16 protein-coding genes are annotated in these 13,786 nt (G+C 62.8%); 5 read left to right on the top strand and 11 right to left on the bottom strand.

Annotation, left to right across the window (positions count from 1 at the left end; translation table 11 throughout):
* Nucleotides 1–9 precede the first annotated feature (9 nt).
* The 4 genes from aroA to HX824_RS28890 form a co-directional block, all read right to left on the bottom strand.
* A complete protein-coding gene (gene aroA, locus HX824_RS28905; protein ID WP_177055743.1) occupies nucleotides 10–1,266 on the bottom strand; it encodes a 3-phosphoshikimate 1-carboxyvinyltransferase in 1,257 nt (418 codons plus the stop codon).
* 84 nt (nucleotides 1,267–1,350) lie between these two features.
* Nucleotides 1,351–1,809 (bottom strand): nuclear transport factor 2 family protein, encoded by a 459-nt coding sequence (locus HX824_RS28900; protein ID WP_003215242.1) that lies wholly within the window; start codon nucleotides 1,807–1,809, stop codon nucleotides 1,351–1,353.
* A gap of 11 nt (nucleotides 1,810–1,820) precedes the next feature.
* A complete protein-coding gene (locus tag HX824_RS28895) occupies nucleotides 1,821–2,651 on the bottom strand; it encodes an SDR family NAD(P)-dependent oxidoreductase (protein ID WP_023658886.1) in 831 nt (276 codons plus the stop codon).
* Nucleotides 2,648–3,547: an NAD-dependent epimerase/dehydratase family protein gene (locus HX824_RS28890; protein WP_008430823.1), complete on the bottom strand. Its 900-nt coding sequence runs from the start codon at nucleotides 3,545–3,547 to the stop codon at nucleotides 2,648–2,650. The genes HX824_RS28895 and HX824_RS28890 overlap by 4 nt, the downstream gene beginning before the upstream one ends.
* Before the next feature lie 113 nt (nucleotides 3,548–3,660).
* On the opposite strand from HX824_RS28890, the gene HX824_RS28885 reads away from it, so the two are divergent.
* Nucleotides 3,661–4,560, top strand: coding sequence for a LysR family transcriptional regulator (locus tag HX824_RS28885; protein WP_177055795.1), 900 nt, complete (start codon nucleotides 3,661–3,663; stop codon nucleotides 4,558–4,560).
* Here the strand turns inward: HX824_RS28885 and HX824_RS28880 are convergent.
* Nucleotides 4,557–5,357, bottom strand: a complete 801-nt coding sequence (locus HX824_RS28880) for an isocitrate lyase/phosphoenolpyruvate mutase family protein (protein WP_177055741.1) — start codon at nucleotides 5,355–5,357, stop codon at nucleotides 4,557–4,559. The two genes, HX824_RS28885 and HX824_RS28880, sit on opposite strands and share 4 nt — an antisense overlap.
* A gap of 174 nt (nucleotides 5,358–5,531) precedes the next feature.
* Between HX824_RS28880 and HX824_RS28875 the strand changes: the two genes are divergently transcribed.
* Together HX824_RS28875 and HX824_RS28870 are read left to right on the top strand one after the other, a co-directional pair.
* Complete coding sequence (locus tag HX824_RS28875) at nucleotides 5,532–5,885, top strand: DUF1428 domain-containing protein (RefSeq protein ID WP_177055740.1); 354 nt, start codon at nucleotides 5,532–5,534, stop codon at nucleotides 5,883–5,885.
* A 212-nt stretch (nucleotides 5,886–6,097) separates the two neighbouring features.
* Nucleotides 6,098–6,727, top strand: a complete 630-nt coding sequence (locus HX824_RS28870; protein WP_134326714.1) for a lytic polysaccharide monooxygenase auxiliary activity family 9 protein — start codon at nucleotides 6,098–6,100, stop codon at nucleotides 6,725–6,727.
* 133 nt (nucleotides 6,728–6,860) lie between these two features.
* Here HX824_RS28870 and HX824_RS28865 read toward each other — a convergent pair whose 3' ends face one another.
* The 5 genes from HX824_RS28865 to HX824_RS28845 all read right to left on the bottom strand — a co-directional run bounded on the left by HX824_RS28865 (nucleotide 6,861) and on the right by HX824_RS28845 (nucleotide 10,670).
* Nucleotides 6,861–7,415, bottom strand: a complete 555-nt coding sequence (locus tag HX824_RS28865) for a UPF0149 family protein (RefSeq protein WP_008430812.1) — start codon at nucleotides 7,413–7,415, stop codon at nucleotides 6,861–6,863.
* 87 nt (nucleotides 7,416–7,502) lie between these two features.
* Nucleotides 7,503–8,756 carry a chloride channel protein gene (locus HX824_RS28860; RefSeq protein ID WP_177055739.1) on the bottom strand — a complete coding sequence of 418 codons (1,254 nt, stop codon included), beginning with the start codon at nucleotides 8,754–8,756 and terminating at the stop codon, nucleotides 7,503–7,505.
* Between the two features lie 114 nt (nucleotides 8,757–8,870).
* Nucleotides 8,871–9,554, bottom strand: coding sequence for an anti-sigma factor domain-containing protein (locus HX824_RS28855; protein WP_177055738.1), 684 nt, complete (start codon nucleotides 9,552–9,554; stop codon nucleotides 8,871–8,873).
* Complete coding sequence (locus HX824_RS28850) at nucleotides 9,551–10,078, bottom strand: sigma-70 family RNA polymerase sigma factor (RefSeq protein WP_087692699.1); 528 nt, start codon at nucleotides 10,076–10,078, stop codon at nucleotides 9,551–9,553. The genes HX824_RS28855 and HX824_RS28850 overlap by 4 nt, the downstream gene beginning before the upstream one ends.
* A 70-nt stretch (nucleotides 10,079–10,148) precedes the next feature.
* A complete protein-coding gene (locus HX824_RS28845) occupies nucleotides 10,149–10,670 on the bottom strand; it encodes a DUF3455 domain-containing protein (protein ID WP_177055737.1) in 522 nt (173 codons plus the stop codon).
* Nucleotides 10,671–10,807: 137 nt separating this feature from the next.
* Between HX824_RS28845 and HX824_RS28840 the strand changes: the two genes are divergently transcribed.
* Together HX824_RS28840 and HX824_RS28835 are read left to right on the top strand one after the other, a co-directional pair.
* Nucleotides 10,808–11,587: a class I SAM-dependent methyltransferase gene (locus HX824_RS28840; RefSeq protein ID WP_177055736.1), complete on the top strand. Its 780-nt coding sequence runs from the start codon at nucleotides 10,808–10,810 to the stop codon at nucleotides 11,585–11,587.
* An 82-nt stretch (nucleotides 11,588–11,669) separates the two neighbouring features.
* Nucleotides 11,670–12,455 (top strand): sulfite exporter TauE/SafE family protein, encoded by a 786-nt coding sequence (locus HX824_RS28835; RefSeq protein WP_008430805.1) that lies wholly within the window; start codon nucleotides 11,670–11,672, stop codon nucleotides 12,453–12,455.
* Here HX824_RS28835 and HX824_RS28830 read toward each other — a convergent pair.
* Entirely contained in the window at nucleotides 12,452–13,687 is a 1,236-nt protein-coding gene (locus HX824_RS28830; protein ID WP_177055735.1) for an acyl-CoA dehydrogenase family protein, read from the bottom strand. The two genes, HX824_RS28835 and HX824_RS28830, sit on opposite strands and share 4 nt — an antisense overlap.
* Nucleotides 13,688–13,786 lie beyond the last annotated feature (99 nt).

The following is a 13,786-nucleotide window of genomic DNA, read 5'->3' as shown; positions in this document are numbered from 1 at the left end:
GCCGGCGGCTTACCAGGTCAGATGGACCCCAAGGCTTTCCAGCTCTTTCCAGTACTCAGGATAGGTCTTGCCGACGCAGTCCGGGTCCTGAATCCTGATCCCCGAGACCTTCAAGCCCGCCAAGGCAAAGCACATCGCGATGCGGTGGTCGGCGTGGGTGTCGATCAGCGCATTGCACGTGGTGCCCGCCAGGGCCGGGTCGCTGGCCACCAGCAAGTCATCACCTTCAATGGTCGCCAGGCCCGGACGGATTTCATTCAGACCGTCATGCAGGGCCTGCACCCGATCACATTCCTTGACCCGCAGGTTGGCCAGTTCGGTGAAGCGCACCGGCGTGTTGTTGAACGCGGCGAGCACGGCGAGGGTGGGGATTGCGTCCTGCATCTGCGAACCGACAACCACCGGTTGCATGTGCGGGAACTGCGCGATCACTGCCTGGGCCTTGGCATCGGGCTGGGTGAAATCCTGCGGGGCGACACCGAGGTCGATGCGGCCACCGGTCAGCACTTCGGCGGCCCACAAATAGGTGGCAGCGGAAGCGTCAGGCTCGATCAGGTAGTCGTGGGCGGTGTAGCCGGTCGGGGCCACGCGCCAGGTGCTTTCATCGACGATGTCCACCTGGGCACCGAAGGCGCGCATGCAGTCCAGGGTCAGGTCGACATAGCCACGGGCGCCGATGTCCTTGCCGGTCAGCGCTACTTCAATCGGTGCTTCGCCGCACGCCGCCAGCATCAGCAGCGCCGACACGTACTGGCTCGACAGGCCGCCGTCGATCTCGAAACGCTTGGCTTGCACGCGGCCAGTGCCATGGACGGTCACGGGTGGGCAACCGCTAGGGCTGTCGACCTGGATGCCATTCTGGCCGAGGGTCGCCAGCAGCGGGCCGATCGGGCGTTTTTGCATGTAGGCGTCGCCGTCCAGCACCACGGTGCCTTGTACAGTGGCCACGGCAGCGGTGAGAAAGCGCATCGCCGTGCCGGCGTTGCCGAGAAACAACGGCTGCGCCGGCAATTGCAGCTTGCCCAGGCTGGTGACGACGAACGTGGTGTCGTCCGGTTCATCGATCACCACGCCCATCTGCCGCAGGGCCACCGACATGTGGCGAGTGTCATCGCTTTTCAGCGCGCCGCTCAAGCGACTGGTGCCCTTGGCCAGGGCCGCCAGCAGCAAGGCACGGTTGGTAATGGATTTGGAGCCGGGGGGCGCTACCTTGCCGTTCAGAGGAAAGTTGGGCGGTGTAACGGTCACGGTTTTCTGCGAACTCAAGGTACAAGGCTCCTGCTTCAAGGCGGGTGGCGTTTGGCGGACACGAATAATCGGCCAAACACGCCACCCTTGTCGAGCATGGATCTACGCCTCCAGCCCTGCCACCGGCTTCCAGGCGGCCAGTGGTGTCAGGAAATGCAGCTCAAAGCGCCGCTCGCTGAACGCCCATTGCCCTTGCCGGCGTTCGAACCGATCGTGATAAAGACCGCTGATCTGCACCTGCCCCAGTTCGTTATGGGTGCACAGGCAATCCACCGCAACCCTCGCGCTGGCGGTATCGCCGCTGATGTCGATCAGCGGGTTGGCCATCCAGTGATGCATATGCGGCATGGCTGCCCAGTTGAGGTGGGCGGAAGCTATGATCGCGGCGACGCCGTCATGGCAGCCGAACGCGGCACCGAGGTCCAGCCGTGCGTCGTCGTGCCAGATGCTGCGCAGCAGCGTTTCGTCGCGGGAGTCGAAGGCGTGGGCGTACTCACTGATCAGGCGCTCGAGGGCGAAGCGGGTTTCCAGCTGTTCTACGCGGGTGATGAGGTCAGTCATGACAGAGGCCTTTATTGAGGAAAATCGGTGGAGGTGGACAGCGAGCGCCAGCGTTCAAGATCGGCGCGAACCTGGTCCAGCTTGGCTTCGACGACACTCAGCGCATCGCTGCCAGCGACGAAGCGCAACGGCGGTGCTGCCAGAGCCGCCAATTGCACAACCGCCAGGCCGAGTCGGTACGGGTCGCCGATTTGCCGGTGATTACGAGCCTCGAAGACGGCCAGCGTGCGGGCGCGAAATTCGGCGTAATCCTCAAGTGCCCGGGTGCCCAGCTTGAGCGTGCGGCTGTCGAGAAAGTCAGTACGAAACGCCCCGGGCTCCAACAGCGTCAGGCGGATGCCGAACTCGGCGACTTCCTCGGCCAGGGCTTCGGAAAACCCTTCAATCGCAAACTTCGACGCCGAATACATCGAGGCCCCACGCACGCCCTTGAAGCCGCCATTGGACGACATCATCACAAGGTGCCCGCTGCGCTGGCGGCGCATCACCGGCAGCACTGCGCGGGTGACGTTGAAGGTGCCGAACACATTGGTCGCGAACTGACGCTCGATGGCCTCGGGCTCGACTTCCTCGAATTGCCCGAACTGTCCGTAGCCGGCGTTATTGACCAGCACATCGATGCGTCCGAATCGCGCCACTGCTGCGGTCACCACCGTTTGGGCCTGTTGCTCATCGCGGATGTCCAGCGCGGCGGTCATCACCTGGTCGCTGCTGTAGGTCTGGTCCAGACGGGCCAGGTCAAGGTCGGTGGCTACCACCTGGTCGCCGTTAACCAGCGCCGCGCGGGCGATGCCGGCACCCAGGCCGCCGGCGCTGCCGGTAATCATCCAGACTCGGCTCATAGCGGCATCTCGCTGCCGATCCAGTCGAGGATCGAAGCGTGACGCGGCGCCCAACCCAGCTCGGCGCGAGCGCGCTTGGCCTTGACCCGGCTATTGGTGCCGAAGGTGTAATGCACATGCATCGGGTCCCAATGTTGCTCGGCTTCTTCGGCTGGCCATGACTGCACCGCGCCCAGGTTCATGCGCTTGGCCAGTGCGGCGGCCATATCGATAAACGACGCCTCACCGTTTTCCAGAAAGTAAAACGCGCCGGCCGGGGCTTTTTCCACGGCCAGCAGGAACAGTTGCGCGACGTCATCAATGTGCACGTTGGACCAGCGATTGACCCCGGCCCCGACGATACGCATCACCCCGGTTTCCCGGGCACGGGCCATCAGGAACGGCAGTTGGAAGCTGTGATCGGTCAATCCATGGCCCACGCCATAGATGTTGCTCGGGCAGATCACCACGCTGCGAATACCTTGGTCGGCGGCAGCCATCATGCGCAGGTCAATGTCGTAGCGGGCTTGCTTGGGGGCCTCGATGATGAAGGGGGTGTCTTCGTCAAAGATGTGTTCGGACAAGGTATTGCCCAACGCGTCATCGCCGATGATGCTGGAGCCGCTGGTGTGGATCAGCAGTTTGCCCGAGCCACGCAGCGCCTCGATGAACGCGTCGACGGCACCGGCGTGGTCGCTGTTGGCGGCATCAATCACAGCGTCGGCCTGGCGTGCTTCGTCGATCAGTAATTGGCGGTCATCCAGGCTGCCGATCACCGGGGTGATGCCCTGGGCCTGCAAGCGTCCGGCTTTCTGCGGGTCGCGCAGCAGGCCGCGCACGCTGTGCCCTTGGGCGATCAAGTGATGGGCAACGCTGCCGCCGACGAAACCATTGGCACCGGTAAGGAAAATCTTCATGGAAAAAGCCTGTGGCTGGGGAACGAGCCACCACCATAGGCGTGAACAATTAGCGGAAAAACAGGCCTTAGTTCTGTTTAGAATGGACTCCAGAGTCCTTAATGGGTAAGCGTATGGAAAGCCTGAATGCCATCGGCGTGTTTGTCGCGGCAGCTGAAGCCCGCAGTTTTGTCGGCGCTGGCAGGACGCTGGGCATCTCGGCGTCGGCGGTGAGCAAGAGCATCGCCCGGCTGGAAGCAAAGTTTGGTGTGCGGCTGTTTCATCGCAGCACCCGCAGCATCACCCTCACGGCCCAGGGCACGCAGTTTGTCGAGCGCTGCCGGCGGGTACTGGCGGAGCTGGAAGTGGCGGGTGAAGAGCTGTCGCAAACCCTTGTCGCGCCCCAGGGCCCGCTGCGGGTTGGCCTGCCAATGATTGCGCGGCCGTTCCTGGCGATGTTCGGCGAGTTCCAGGCGCTGTACCCGCAGATCCAGCTGGACCTGGATTTCAACGACCGCCTGGCGGACGTGATTGCCGAAGGTTTCGACGCGGTGATCCGCAGCGGCGTGCCGAAGGATTCCGGGCTGTCGGCGCGTCCGCTGGGCACCTATCGAATGTTGGTCGTTGGCTCCCCGGATTATCTGGCTCGGAACGGAGCGCCGCGTTGCCCGGAAGACCTGCACGCACATCGCTGCATCCATTTCCGCTTTCCCGCCTCCGGCAAACTCCAGGCCTGGCAGATGCGCCGCGACGAGCGAGCGCTGGAGCTTGAGCTGCCGCGCTCGATGATCTGCAATTCGGTGGAAGGACGCATGGAGCTGGCGGTGCAAGGCCAGGGCCTGACTTATGCGGCCGACTTCGTGGTGCGCGAGGCACTCGCGGCCGGGCATCTGGTGGAGGTGCTTGGGGATTACACCTGTGAGGGCGGCCAGTTCAACCTGCTGTGGCCGTCGGGGCGGCAGGTGCCGCCCAAGCTGCGGGTGTTTATCGAATTTATTGTCGCCAATATGCCGTTGGTACGTGGGACGTCTTAACCCGGCATGCGGCCATTCAAGTCGCCGTAGGTGAACGACTTCAGCTCATGGGTATCGAGCTTCCCGGTTCGCAGGAAGCCTTCGGCCAGGCTGTGCATGGCGCCATACAGGAATTCGGCGATGCTCGAGCCGGCCGTGAGGCGGCGTACGCCCAAGGCTTGCAGCGTCTCGGGCGCGGGCAGGCCGGCCCAGGCCAGCACGTTGACTGGCAAGTTGGTCGCCTGGCAGAGCTGCTGGATTTCGTGCTCCAGGTGGATGCCGGCGGCAAACAGTCCGTCGGCGCCTGCGCCCTGGTACAACGCGGCGCGCTTGAGGAGTTCTTCAAGGCGCTGTGGCTCCGGGGCCAATCCTTTCAAATACACGTCGCTGCGGGCATTGATAAACAGCTTCACGCCACAGTTGTCCGCCACACGACGGGCAACCTCGATCTTGCGCGCCAGCAGTTCAGGGGTGCCGGCACCGTCCTCGATATTGACGCCGATGGCGCCCGCGTCGATTACGGCCTTGATCACCTGGCCCACGTGCTCCGGGTCGTCGGAATAACCGGCCTCGATGTCCACGCTCAGCGGCACGTCAATCACCCGGGCGATGGATTGCACGGTGCTGACCAGCAGCGGCAGCGGCAGCTGATTGCCGTCCTTGTAGCCGTGGGTCCAGGCAACGGCCGCGCTGCTGGTGGCGACGGCCTGGCTGCCCAGTTGCGCCACCAGGCGCGCGCCGCCGGCATCGGCGACGTTGGGCAGGATCAACAGTTGAGCATGGTGCAGGGCGTGGAAGGCGGTAGCGTGGGCGGTCATGGCGGGTCAGTCCTTTGGGTGGGCTTTGCTGTTGAAGGCGCCTGTCATATCAAGAATCGACCCGGCATCGCAATCGTTAAACCACCACTGGTCGACATTTGCCACGCTGATGTCGATTGAGCGCCTGATGGATCGACTACAAGCAGAACAACCCGTCGAATCAGGAGAGTGATCATGTCTTACGTAGATGGCTGTGTGATCGCGGTGCCCACCGCAAAACGCGAACAATTCATCCAGCACGCCAAGGCCGCCGCCGTGGTGTTCAAGGAACATGGTGCGCTGAATATCATCGAGTGCTGGGGCGATGATGTACCTCAGGGGCAGGTGACCTCGTTTCCCATGGCGGTCAAGCTCAAGGAGGATGAAACCGTGGTGTTTTCCTGGATCGTCTGGCCGTCGCGGCAGGTGCGTGACGCCGGGATGAGCAAGGTGTTGGAAGACCCGCGCCTGAAGGCAGACGTCAATCCGATGCCGTTTGATGGGCAACGGATGATCTATGGCGGATTTGAGATGATCCTCAACACCTGAGGCCAGGCGTTCATGGACGGCGGCTGTAGTCCGATCGCCTGTCGCAGGGTAGGACCGACGATAACTCTGGTGCAAGATCAGTGCGAAAGCTACGCAAAACAAGGACATGACGCGATTTGTCTGACAGAACCGTCGGGTAGACAACCCGGCGAGGTGGGCTAAGTTCAAGGCGCTTCCCATGAGGGGAAGTCTTCAATCAAGGAGTGACTGAAATGAACAAACCCCAGACTCAACTCAGGCATGGTCGCGTCGTGACACCCGCCAGCCGTGGCTCGGTGGCGGTAGAGCGTGGCCTGCTGGAAAACTGGCAAGTCAACGAAATGGAAGGCGGCAAGAACTTCCCGGCCCTCAACGCCGGGCCGTTTCCGGCGCCTTATGAAACCGACGATCAAAGCGTCACGCCGCCCGCCGACGGGCACATCCTCAGCGGCGGCAAGACCGATGCCCGCGACTGCGTCAACTTCACCGACGAAGAAATGGCTAAAAAGCTCAACACTCCGTTTAACTGGCCGTTGTTGAATGTTGAAGCCGGCCAGGTGTTCAAGGTGCAGTGGGATTACACCGCCGCGCACGTGACCCGTGGCTATCGCTGGTTGATCACCCGGGACGGTTGGGACCCCAAGCAACGCATCAGCCGTGCTCAACTGGAGCCCAAGCCGTTCTTCGAGGACTTCTACACCCAGGTGCCGTACTACCAGCACTCGGCTGAACTGAAGGCCAAGGTTGAACATCAAGTGACATTGCCCAAGGGCAAGAAGGGCCGGCATGTGCTGGTGTTGATGTGGATCGTGGCCAACACCGGCAATGCGTTCTATCAGGCGTTTGACGTCGATTTCAACTAGCGGCAACTGAACCTGGAGGAACAACATAAATGTGGCGAGGGAGCTTGCTCCCGCTGGGCTGCGAAGCAGCCGTAAAAATCGGGGGCGCTTCGCACCCCAGCGGGAGCAAGCTCCCTCGCCACAGGTGTTGCGTTCAGCGCTGGGCCAACCAGTAGTCGTGCAACGCACGGGCGGCCGGTTCGATAGCGGCTACCCGTTGCTGATGGGCATTTACATCCAGGTCTGCCGGCAGTTCAAAGTTGTCCTGCTCGGCGCACCAGGAAATCTTCTCCAGTTGCCCGGCCTGTTCGGCAGGCAGCTCTGGCCAGTTGCCGATAGCGGCGCCACGGATATAACCAAAGCACCATTCTTCCGCCAGGGTCAGTGGCTGGTCCTGATGCTCGGTTTCCTCGAAACGTGCCTTGAAACCCTGGGCGTCGGTCGCCAGTTGCGTGGCAATGGCGTTCATATGGCGCACGCACAATTCAAGGAACTGGCCAGCTTCTTCCGGGCTTTCCCAATCCGGGTTCTGCCCACCAAAGATACCGGGGAACCATTCGGCAACCTCCACCTGCGCGGGGCTTGAAACCAGGGCGGTGAAGTAACCGTCGAGCTCGGCCAGGTTCAGCACCGAGTGGTCGTCGCCGTACTTGAGCAGGGTGTCGTCGATGAACTCGAAATCGGCGGGGGCGAGGGGTTGGTCGTGCATGGGCATATCCTTTGTGCGTGGAACGCCGCTGATGGGGCGGCTTAAAGCGCGGAGGATGGCGCGTGTCGGGGTTTTAATCCAGCTTCTTCAACGCTTTTCCCACAGGACGCACAGCTTGCTCATGCACATCGAACCTGCCACCGCGAGAATGATCGGCACCAGGAAGTCATGGTCGATGCGGGTGAATTCCGCCACCAGCACGATTGCCGTCAACGGCATGCTCATGCTCGATGCCAGGAACGCCGCCGCACCGATGATCGCGAAAGCCCCCAGCGGCACGCCGGGCCACAACAGGCTCCAGGCGCCGCCGAGGATGATGGCGAGCAGGGCGCCGTTGGCCAGCGCCGGGGTCAGCAAACCGCCTTCGGCACCGGCGCGCAGGCTGCTCGCCGTGATCAGTACCTTGACCACCAGCAGCACCGCGGCAAGGCCGATGGTCAGCTCATTGTCAAAGCCCAGTTGCGCCGGGCCCTTGCCGTTGCCGAGGATCTGCGGCAGGAAAATCGCCAGGCCCCCGATGATCGTGAAGTTGATCAACGACAGTACCGGCAACCGCCAGCCACGGGCGGCGTTGCTGCGGGCCGCGCCGGTCAGCCGGTTGAATCCGTAGGCGGCCAGGCCAAACACCGGCCCGCAGGCCAGCGCCCAGGCGATCAAACCAGGGCTGAGCACAAAGTGCGGCACCACGTATTGCGCCTCTGCGCCCAAGCCAATCCAGGCCACCGACGCGCCGATGGCCGAGGTGGCCAACGCAATCACTGCCGCCGGCCAACTGAACACACCCACCAACACTTCGAGCACAAACACCGCGCCGCCCAACGGCACGTTGTACACCGCCGCCAGCCCGGCGCCCGCACCGCAGGCGACGATCAGCCGATGCATGTCCGGCGCCAGTCGCGCCCGTTGTGACAACCAGGTGGCGGCCAGCGCGCCGACTTCCCGTGGCGCCACTTCACGGCCCAATGGCGAGCCGAGGGCCACAGTGATGATTTGCAGCACGGCGTGGGCGAGGGTTGTCTTGGGCGGCATGATCGGTGCCTGGGCGGAGACCGCTTGCTTGATGCTCACCAACGGGCGGCCATAGCGGTAGATCAACCACCAACCCACACCGGCCAGCAGGCCACAGGTGATCAGCACCAGCACCCGGCGTTCGGGCGCGGCGGCGGTGACGCCGAGCAAAAAGGTTTCATGGCTGATCAGGCTGTCGAGGCTGTAGCCGTAGGCCAGATGCTGGATGCCGTGCAGCAGCAAGGCGAGGAGCATGCCGCCCAGGCCGGCGCCGATGCCGGTGAAGATGACGACAAGTGCGAGAATCAGCAGCGAACGGGTTTTTGAGGGCATGAAGGGTCCAGGGAGCCGGGTTTCCGAGCCCGATTCTATAGCGCAATGGTGACGCCATAGCCCCGAGATGTAATGCACATGCGCGAACTGGCCTTCCACAACATTGCATTACGTTCAGATTACTTTAACGGCCCGGCCAATTGCCTGAATCGGACCTGTCGGCTTGCCGGTTTTCGACCCGCCGGGATTTTCCAGGGTCAGCTCAAACAGCTGGTTCGGCGCCAGTGGCGGGAGTTTGTCCAGGGGCACAGATAACGTCTGTCCAGGCTTGACCAAGCCCAGCGACACCGGGCCTTGCCAGTCTTCGCCCTTGGTCCAGAACTGCAGCGTCTTGTCTGCCGGTACTTCCATGATGCCCAGGGGAATCAGCTGAATTTCCTGGGTATTGCTCGCCTGGATTACCCACCCCGGGGCCTGGTTTTGCGGGGCTACCAGCACCACCACATACGCGGTCGGGTTGATAGCGGCCGTACGGGTCAACAGCAGTGTCGCCAATACCAGGCTCGCCGCGATGCCGGCGCCGGCCAGTCCGCGCCACAACGCCAGCCTGTTCCACCATGAGACCGACGAGTCCCGGGTGGCTGAATGCCCCAGGCTGCGCTCGATGCGTCGCCATAAATACACCGAAGGCGTTGCCGGGGCGGCCTGTTCAGTCAGTGGCAGCAGGCGCTGTTCCCAGGCGTCCACTGCCGCACGCAAGTCGGCATCGGTGGCCAGGCGCTGTTCCACCTCGGTGCGTTGCTCGGTGGGCAAGGTGCCCAGCACATATTCGCTGGCCAGTTCGTCGATGCTGTTCATGCCATGCACTCACGCAATGCCGCGAGGCTGCGTTTGATCCACGCTTTCACGGTACCCAGCGGGGTGCCGAGTTTGTGCGCGATTTCGCTGTGGGAATAACCGTCTACATACGCATGCAGGATGCAGTTGCGGCGGGCCGGGTCGAGTTGTTCGAGGCAGCTGTAGATCCGCGCCGAGTGCGCCTGATAGTCGAAGGTGTCAGCGCGCTCTGCGCTTTCATGCTCTTCGCTGAGGGGCACCTCGCGTCCATTGCTGCGCACGGCATTTAGCGCCAGGTGCCGGGTCACGCTGTATACCCAGCCGCGGGCCGAGCCTCTGTGCGGGTCAAAACTGGCCGCGCCGTTCCAGATCTTGATGAAGGCGTCATGCACGATATCTTCGGCCACCGCCTTGTCACGCACGATGCGCAACGCGACCCCCAGCAGCCGGCTGCTTTCCTGTTGATACAGCCGGCGCAAGGCCGGTTGTTCGCCACGGGCGCAGGCCAGCAGGCAGGCTTGATAGTCAAAATCGGCTTCAGGCAAAGACAGGTTCCCAGGTGGAGGCCCCGGCGGTGAGCCCGGGGCGCTTTCGCAGCAGCGTAGACGAATCTGGTCAGTTGGCCGCCCAGAAGATGTAGTCGGCCTGGTATTTGACCACTTCCTGCTTGCCCTTGTTGGCCGCCTTGCATTCCGTGCCTGGCGCCACGCCGCCCTTGAGGGCCACCCGCTGGATATACGCGACGCCACTCATCGCGCCCTTGCCTTCGGCGGGGTTGGCCTTGACCAGTTGATAAGGCAGGTTGCCAGGGCTGGACGGCGCCACGGCCAACTGGGTGCCGGTGACTTTCGAACCATCCTTGGCCTGCCAGGTGGCCGGCGGGCCGAAGTAGCTACCGACCTGCTGGCCGCTGCGGTCATTGAGCACCGCCTTGGGCCCGACGAAAAACCATTCGGTCTGGCCGGCAGCATTGGCCTTGTCCCGGCATTCGTAGGTGATTTCGCCGACTCCGGTGGTTTCCATGGTCACCTTGTGGCCGTCCGGCACCTTGATGCTGTCGGGTAAACCGGTCTGGGCAAAGGCAGTCGGTGCAGCGGCGAACAGGCAGGTCACGCAGAACAGGGCTTTGGCGTTCATCGGTGTCTCTCCATAAGGGCAGCAAGGCGCTGCTACCTGTACTACCCACGGCACGCGCAAACGGATGCAGCGATTAGAAAATAAATCTTCAAGGGCGCACACTGTGGGCCCCCGCACTACCAGAGGAGAGATTGACGATGACCGGTGTTCACAAGTCTGCTCAACAGGGTTTCTCTACTCAGGCCGTCACTTACGCCCAAGGCCGGCCGGACTATCCACGGCAACTCACGGGTTGGCTCACCGACGCCCTGCAGATCAATCCCCACTCCACGGTCATCGACCTGGGCGCCGGCACCGGCAAGTTCACCCGCTTGCTCAGCACCGTGGCGCCGACGTTGATCGCAGTGGAGCCGGTGGAGGCAATGGGGGCGCAGTTGCACAAACTGCTGCCCCAGGTGCGCCTGCTGTCGGGCACCGCTGAAGCCATCCCCCTGGAGTCGGCCACCGCTGATGCCCTGGTGTGTGCCCAGGCGTTCCATTGGTTTTCCACGGAAGCGGCCCTGGCGGAAATTCACCGGGTGCTCAAGCCGGACGGTCGCCTGGGGTTGATCTGGAATGTGCGGGATGAGTCAGTGGACTGGGTCGCGGCCATCACCGAAATCATCACGCCCTACGAGGGCGACACACCGCGCTTTCATACCGGACGTTGGCGCGAGGCCTTTACCGGCGAGTATTTTTCCGCCCCCGAAATGACCTGCTTCCCCTACAGCCATGTCGGCAGCCCCCAGGAAGTGATCATGGACCGCTTCCTTTCCGTGAGCTTTATCGCCGCATTGCCACCGGCAGAAAAGGCGCAGGTGACTGAGCAGTTGCAGTCGCTGATCAACACGCATCCGGCCTTGCGCGGCCGTGAGACGGTTGCGTTTCCGTACCAGACCCAGGCTTACCGCAGCCAGCGGCTGACCAGAAAGGCATAAAGTCAGATCGTTTTGATATAAGTAGTTATAAGAAAAATCGCTATGCTGCGGCCAGAATTTTATAAGGCCGCAGGTAGTGGTAATGGATGTAGGTAATTTTGGTTTCTCGATTGCTGGCCTGATTGTTGGATTTATCGTGGGAATGACCGGTGTAGGCGGGGGCTCGTTGATGACGCCGATCCTGCTCTGGTTCGGCATCAACCCGGCCACCGCCGTGGGCACCGACCTGTTGTACGCCGCCATCACCAAGTCCGGCGGGGTGCTGGTTCACAGCAAGAATCGCAACATCGACTGGACCATCACCGGCTGGCTGACCCTGGGCAGCGTGCCCGCCGTGTTGCTGACCTTGTGGTTTCTCAAGAGCCTGGACACCGACCCCGCCGCCTTGAACGCGGTGATCAAGCAGTCCCTGGGCGTGGTCTTGCTGCTGACGGCCACGGCGATCCTGTTCAAGAACAAGCTGTTGGCCTTTGCCCAGCGGCATGCCGGCGACGACTACAAGATGGCGCCGCGCAACCTTAATGCGCTGACCATCATCACCGGCGCTGTCCTCGGTACCATGGTGGCCCTGACCTCCATCGGCGCCGGTGCCCTGGGCACGGTGGCGCTGTTTATCCTGTACCCGTTCCTGGCCACCAAGCGCCTGGTGGGTACCGAAATCGCCCACGCCGTGCCGCTGACCCTGGTCGCCGGCCTCGGCCACGCCAGCATGGGCAACATGGACTGGACCCTGCTGGGCTTCCTGTTGCTGGGCTCGCTGCCGGGGATTTATGTCGGCAGCCACATGGCCGGCAAGGTTCCGGACGGGATATTGCGTCCTTGCCTGGCGTTCATGCTGGTGATGATCGGCTTCAAGCTGGCGTTTTAACGCGCCGGCCCATTGCCGATCTGCCACACAAACGGCGGCTCGGTGCGGTTGATCACCCAGTCGCCGACAATCCGCGCCTTGTAGATCACCGGGTTGTGGGACGACACGGTGCGGGCGTTGCGCCAGTGCCGGTCGAGGGCTTTGCCCTGGCGCACATCCGAAGCCCCCAGTGCGTTGAACAGTTCAGTGGTGGCGCGCTGGATCAGTTCCGAGACCACCACCTGCGCCGTAGCTGATTCGATTTCGGCGGCCACATTGGCTTCGCGCTCCACGGCATCGTCCCCACCGAACCGCGCCACATAAGCCCGCTGCGCTGGAACTGCGGCTTTCAATGCGCTGGCTTCGGCCGCATATACCAGCGCTGCAACTTCACCCACCACCTGCTGAATCTGCGAGTCCTGGCTCACATGGGCGGCATTGCCATGGCTGTAGATCCGTTTGCGGCTGCGCACCTGATGCGCCACATCCTTGAGGGCCGCGCGGCCGATGCCGGCGAGGGTGGCGAGCAGCACCAACTGATAGAACGCAGTCTGGTATTTGAAGCGCGTGGCAAAGTCGATGACGTTTTCCGCCTCCACCACCGCATCGGTAAAACGCGAGGTGCCGCTGCCGGTGGTGCGTTGGCCAAAGCCGTCCCAGTCGTCGCTTTGCACCACGCCGGGCTGCTGGGTACGAGTGGCCGCAATCACGTCGGCGCCGGTGTCGCTGCGTTGGGCGTAGACGTCGATCCAGTCGGAAAACAGGCTGCCGGTGCTGTAGAACTTTTCACCGTTGAGTTTCCATTTGTCGCCGTCGGGGCTGACTTTAGTGACGACATCGCCGATGGCCACGCTGCCGATTTCGGTCCAGGCGCAGCCCACGATCTCACCGTCGACAAAGCGTTTGAACCAGAGGTCTCGCGCCGCGCCGGGTGCGGCATTCACGCGGTCTTCGGCAAACGCGAAGTGCCCGCGCAGGGCCTGGGGCACGTTGGAGTCGGCTTCGGCCAGTTCGATCAGCAGTTCGAATAGCTGGGGCAGGGAGGCGCCGCCACCGCCGTATTCCACCGGGACGCGCACGGCGCCAAAGCCGGCTTGCTTGAGCCATTGGATCGGCTCGTAGGGCAGGGCGCGGGTTTGTTCGCGCTCTACGGCACCCTCGGCGATGCGCTGGAAAATCGGCCGGAAGCGTTCGGCCAGGGCGTGATAATCGACGCCGGTGGACAGTGGATTGATCACGTGATGTTCGGTCATGGGGACGGTTCCTGGGCAGTGAGATAGGTGAGCTATTGCACGGTCCATGCCGGGCGCGAAGGCACGTATTTACGGGACGGGTGCCGATTCAACTGTTGT

The sequence above is a fragment of the Pseudomonas sp. D4002 genome (assembly GCF_013385665.1).
Lineage (GTDB): Bacteria > Pseudomonadota > Gammaproteobacteria > Pseudomonadales > Pseudomonadaceae > Aquipseudomonas.
Note: the sequence above shows the minus strand (reverse complement) of the source record. Positions and strands in the feature narration are given on the sequence as shown.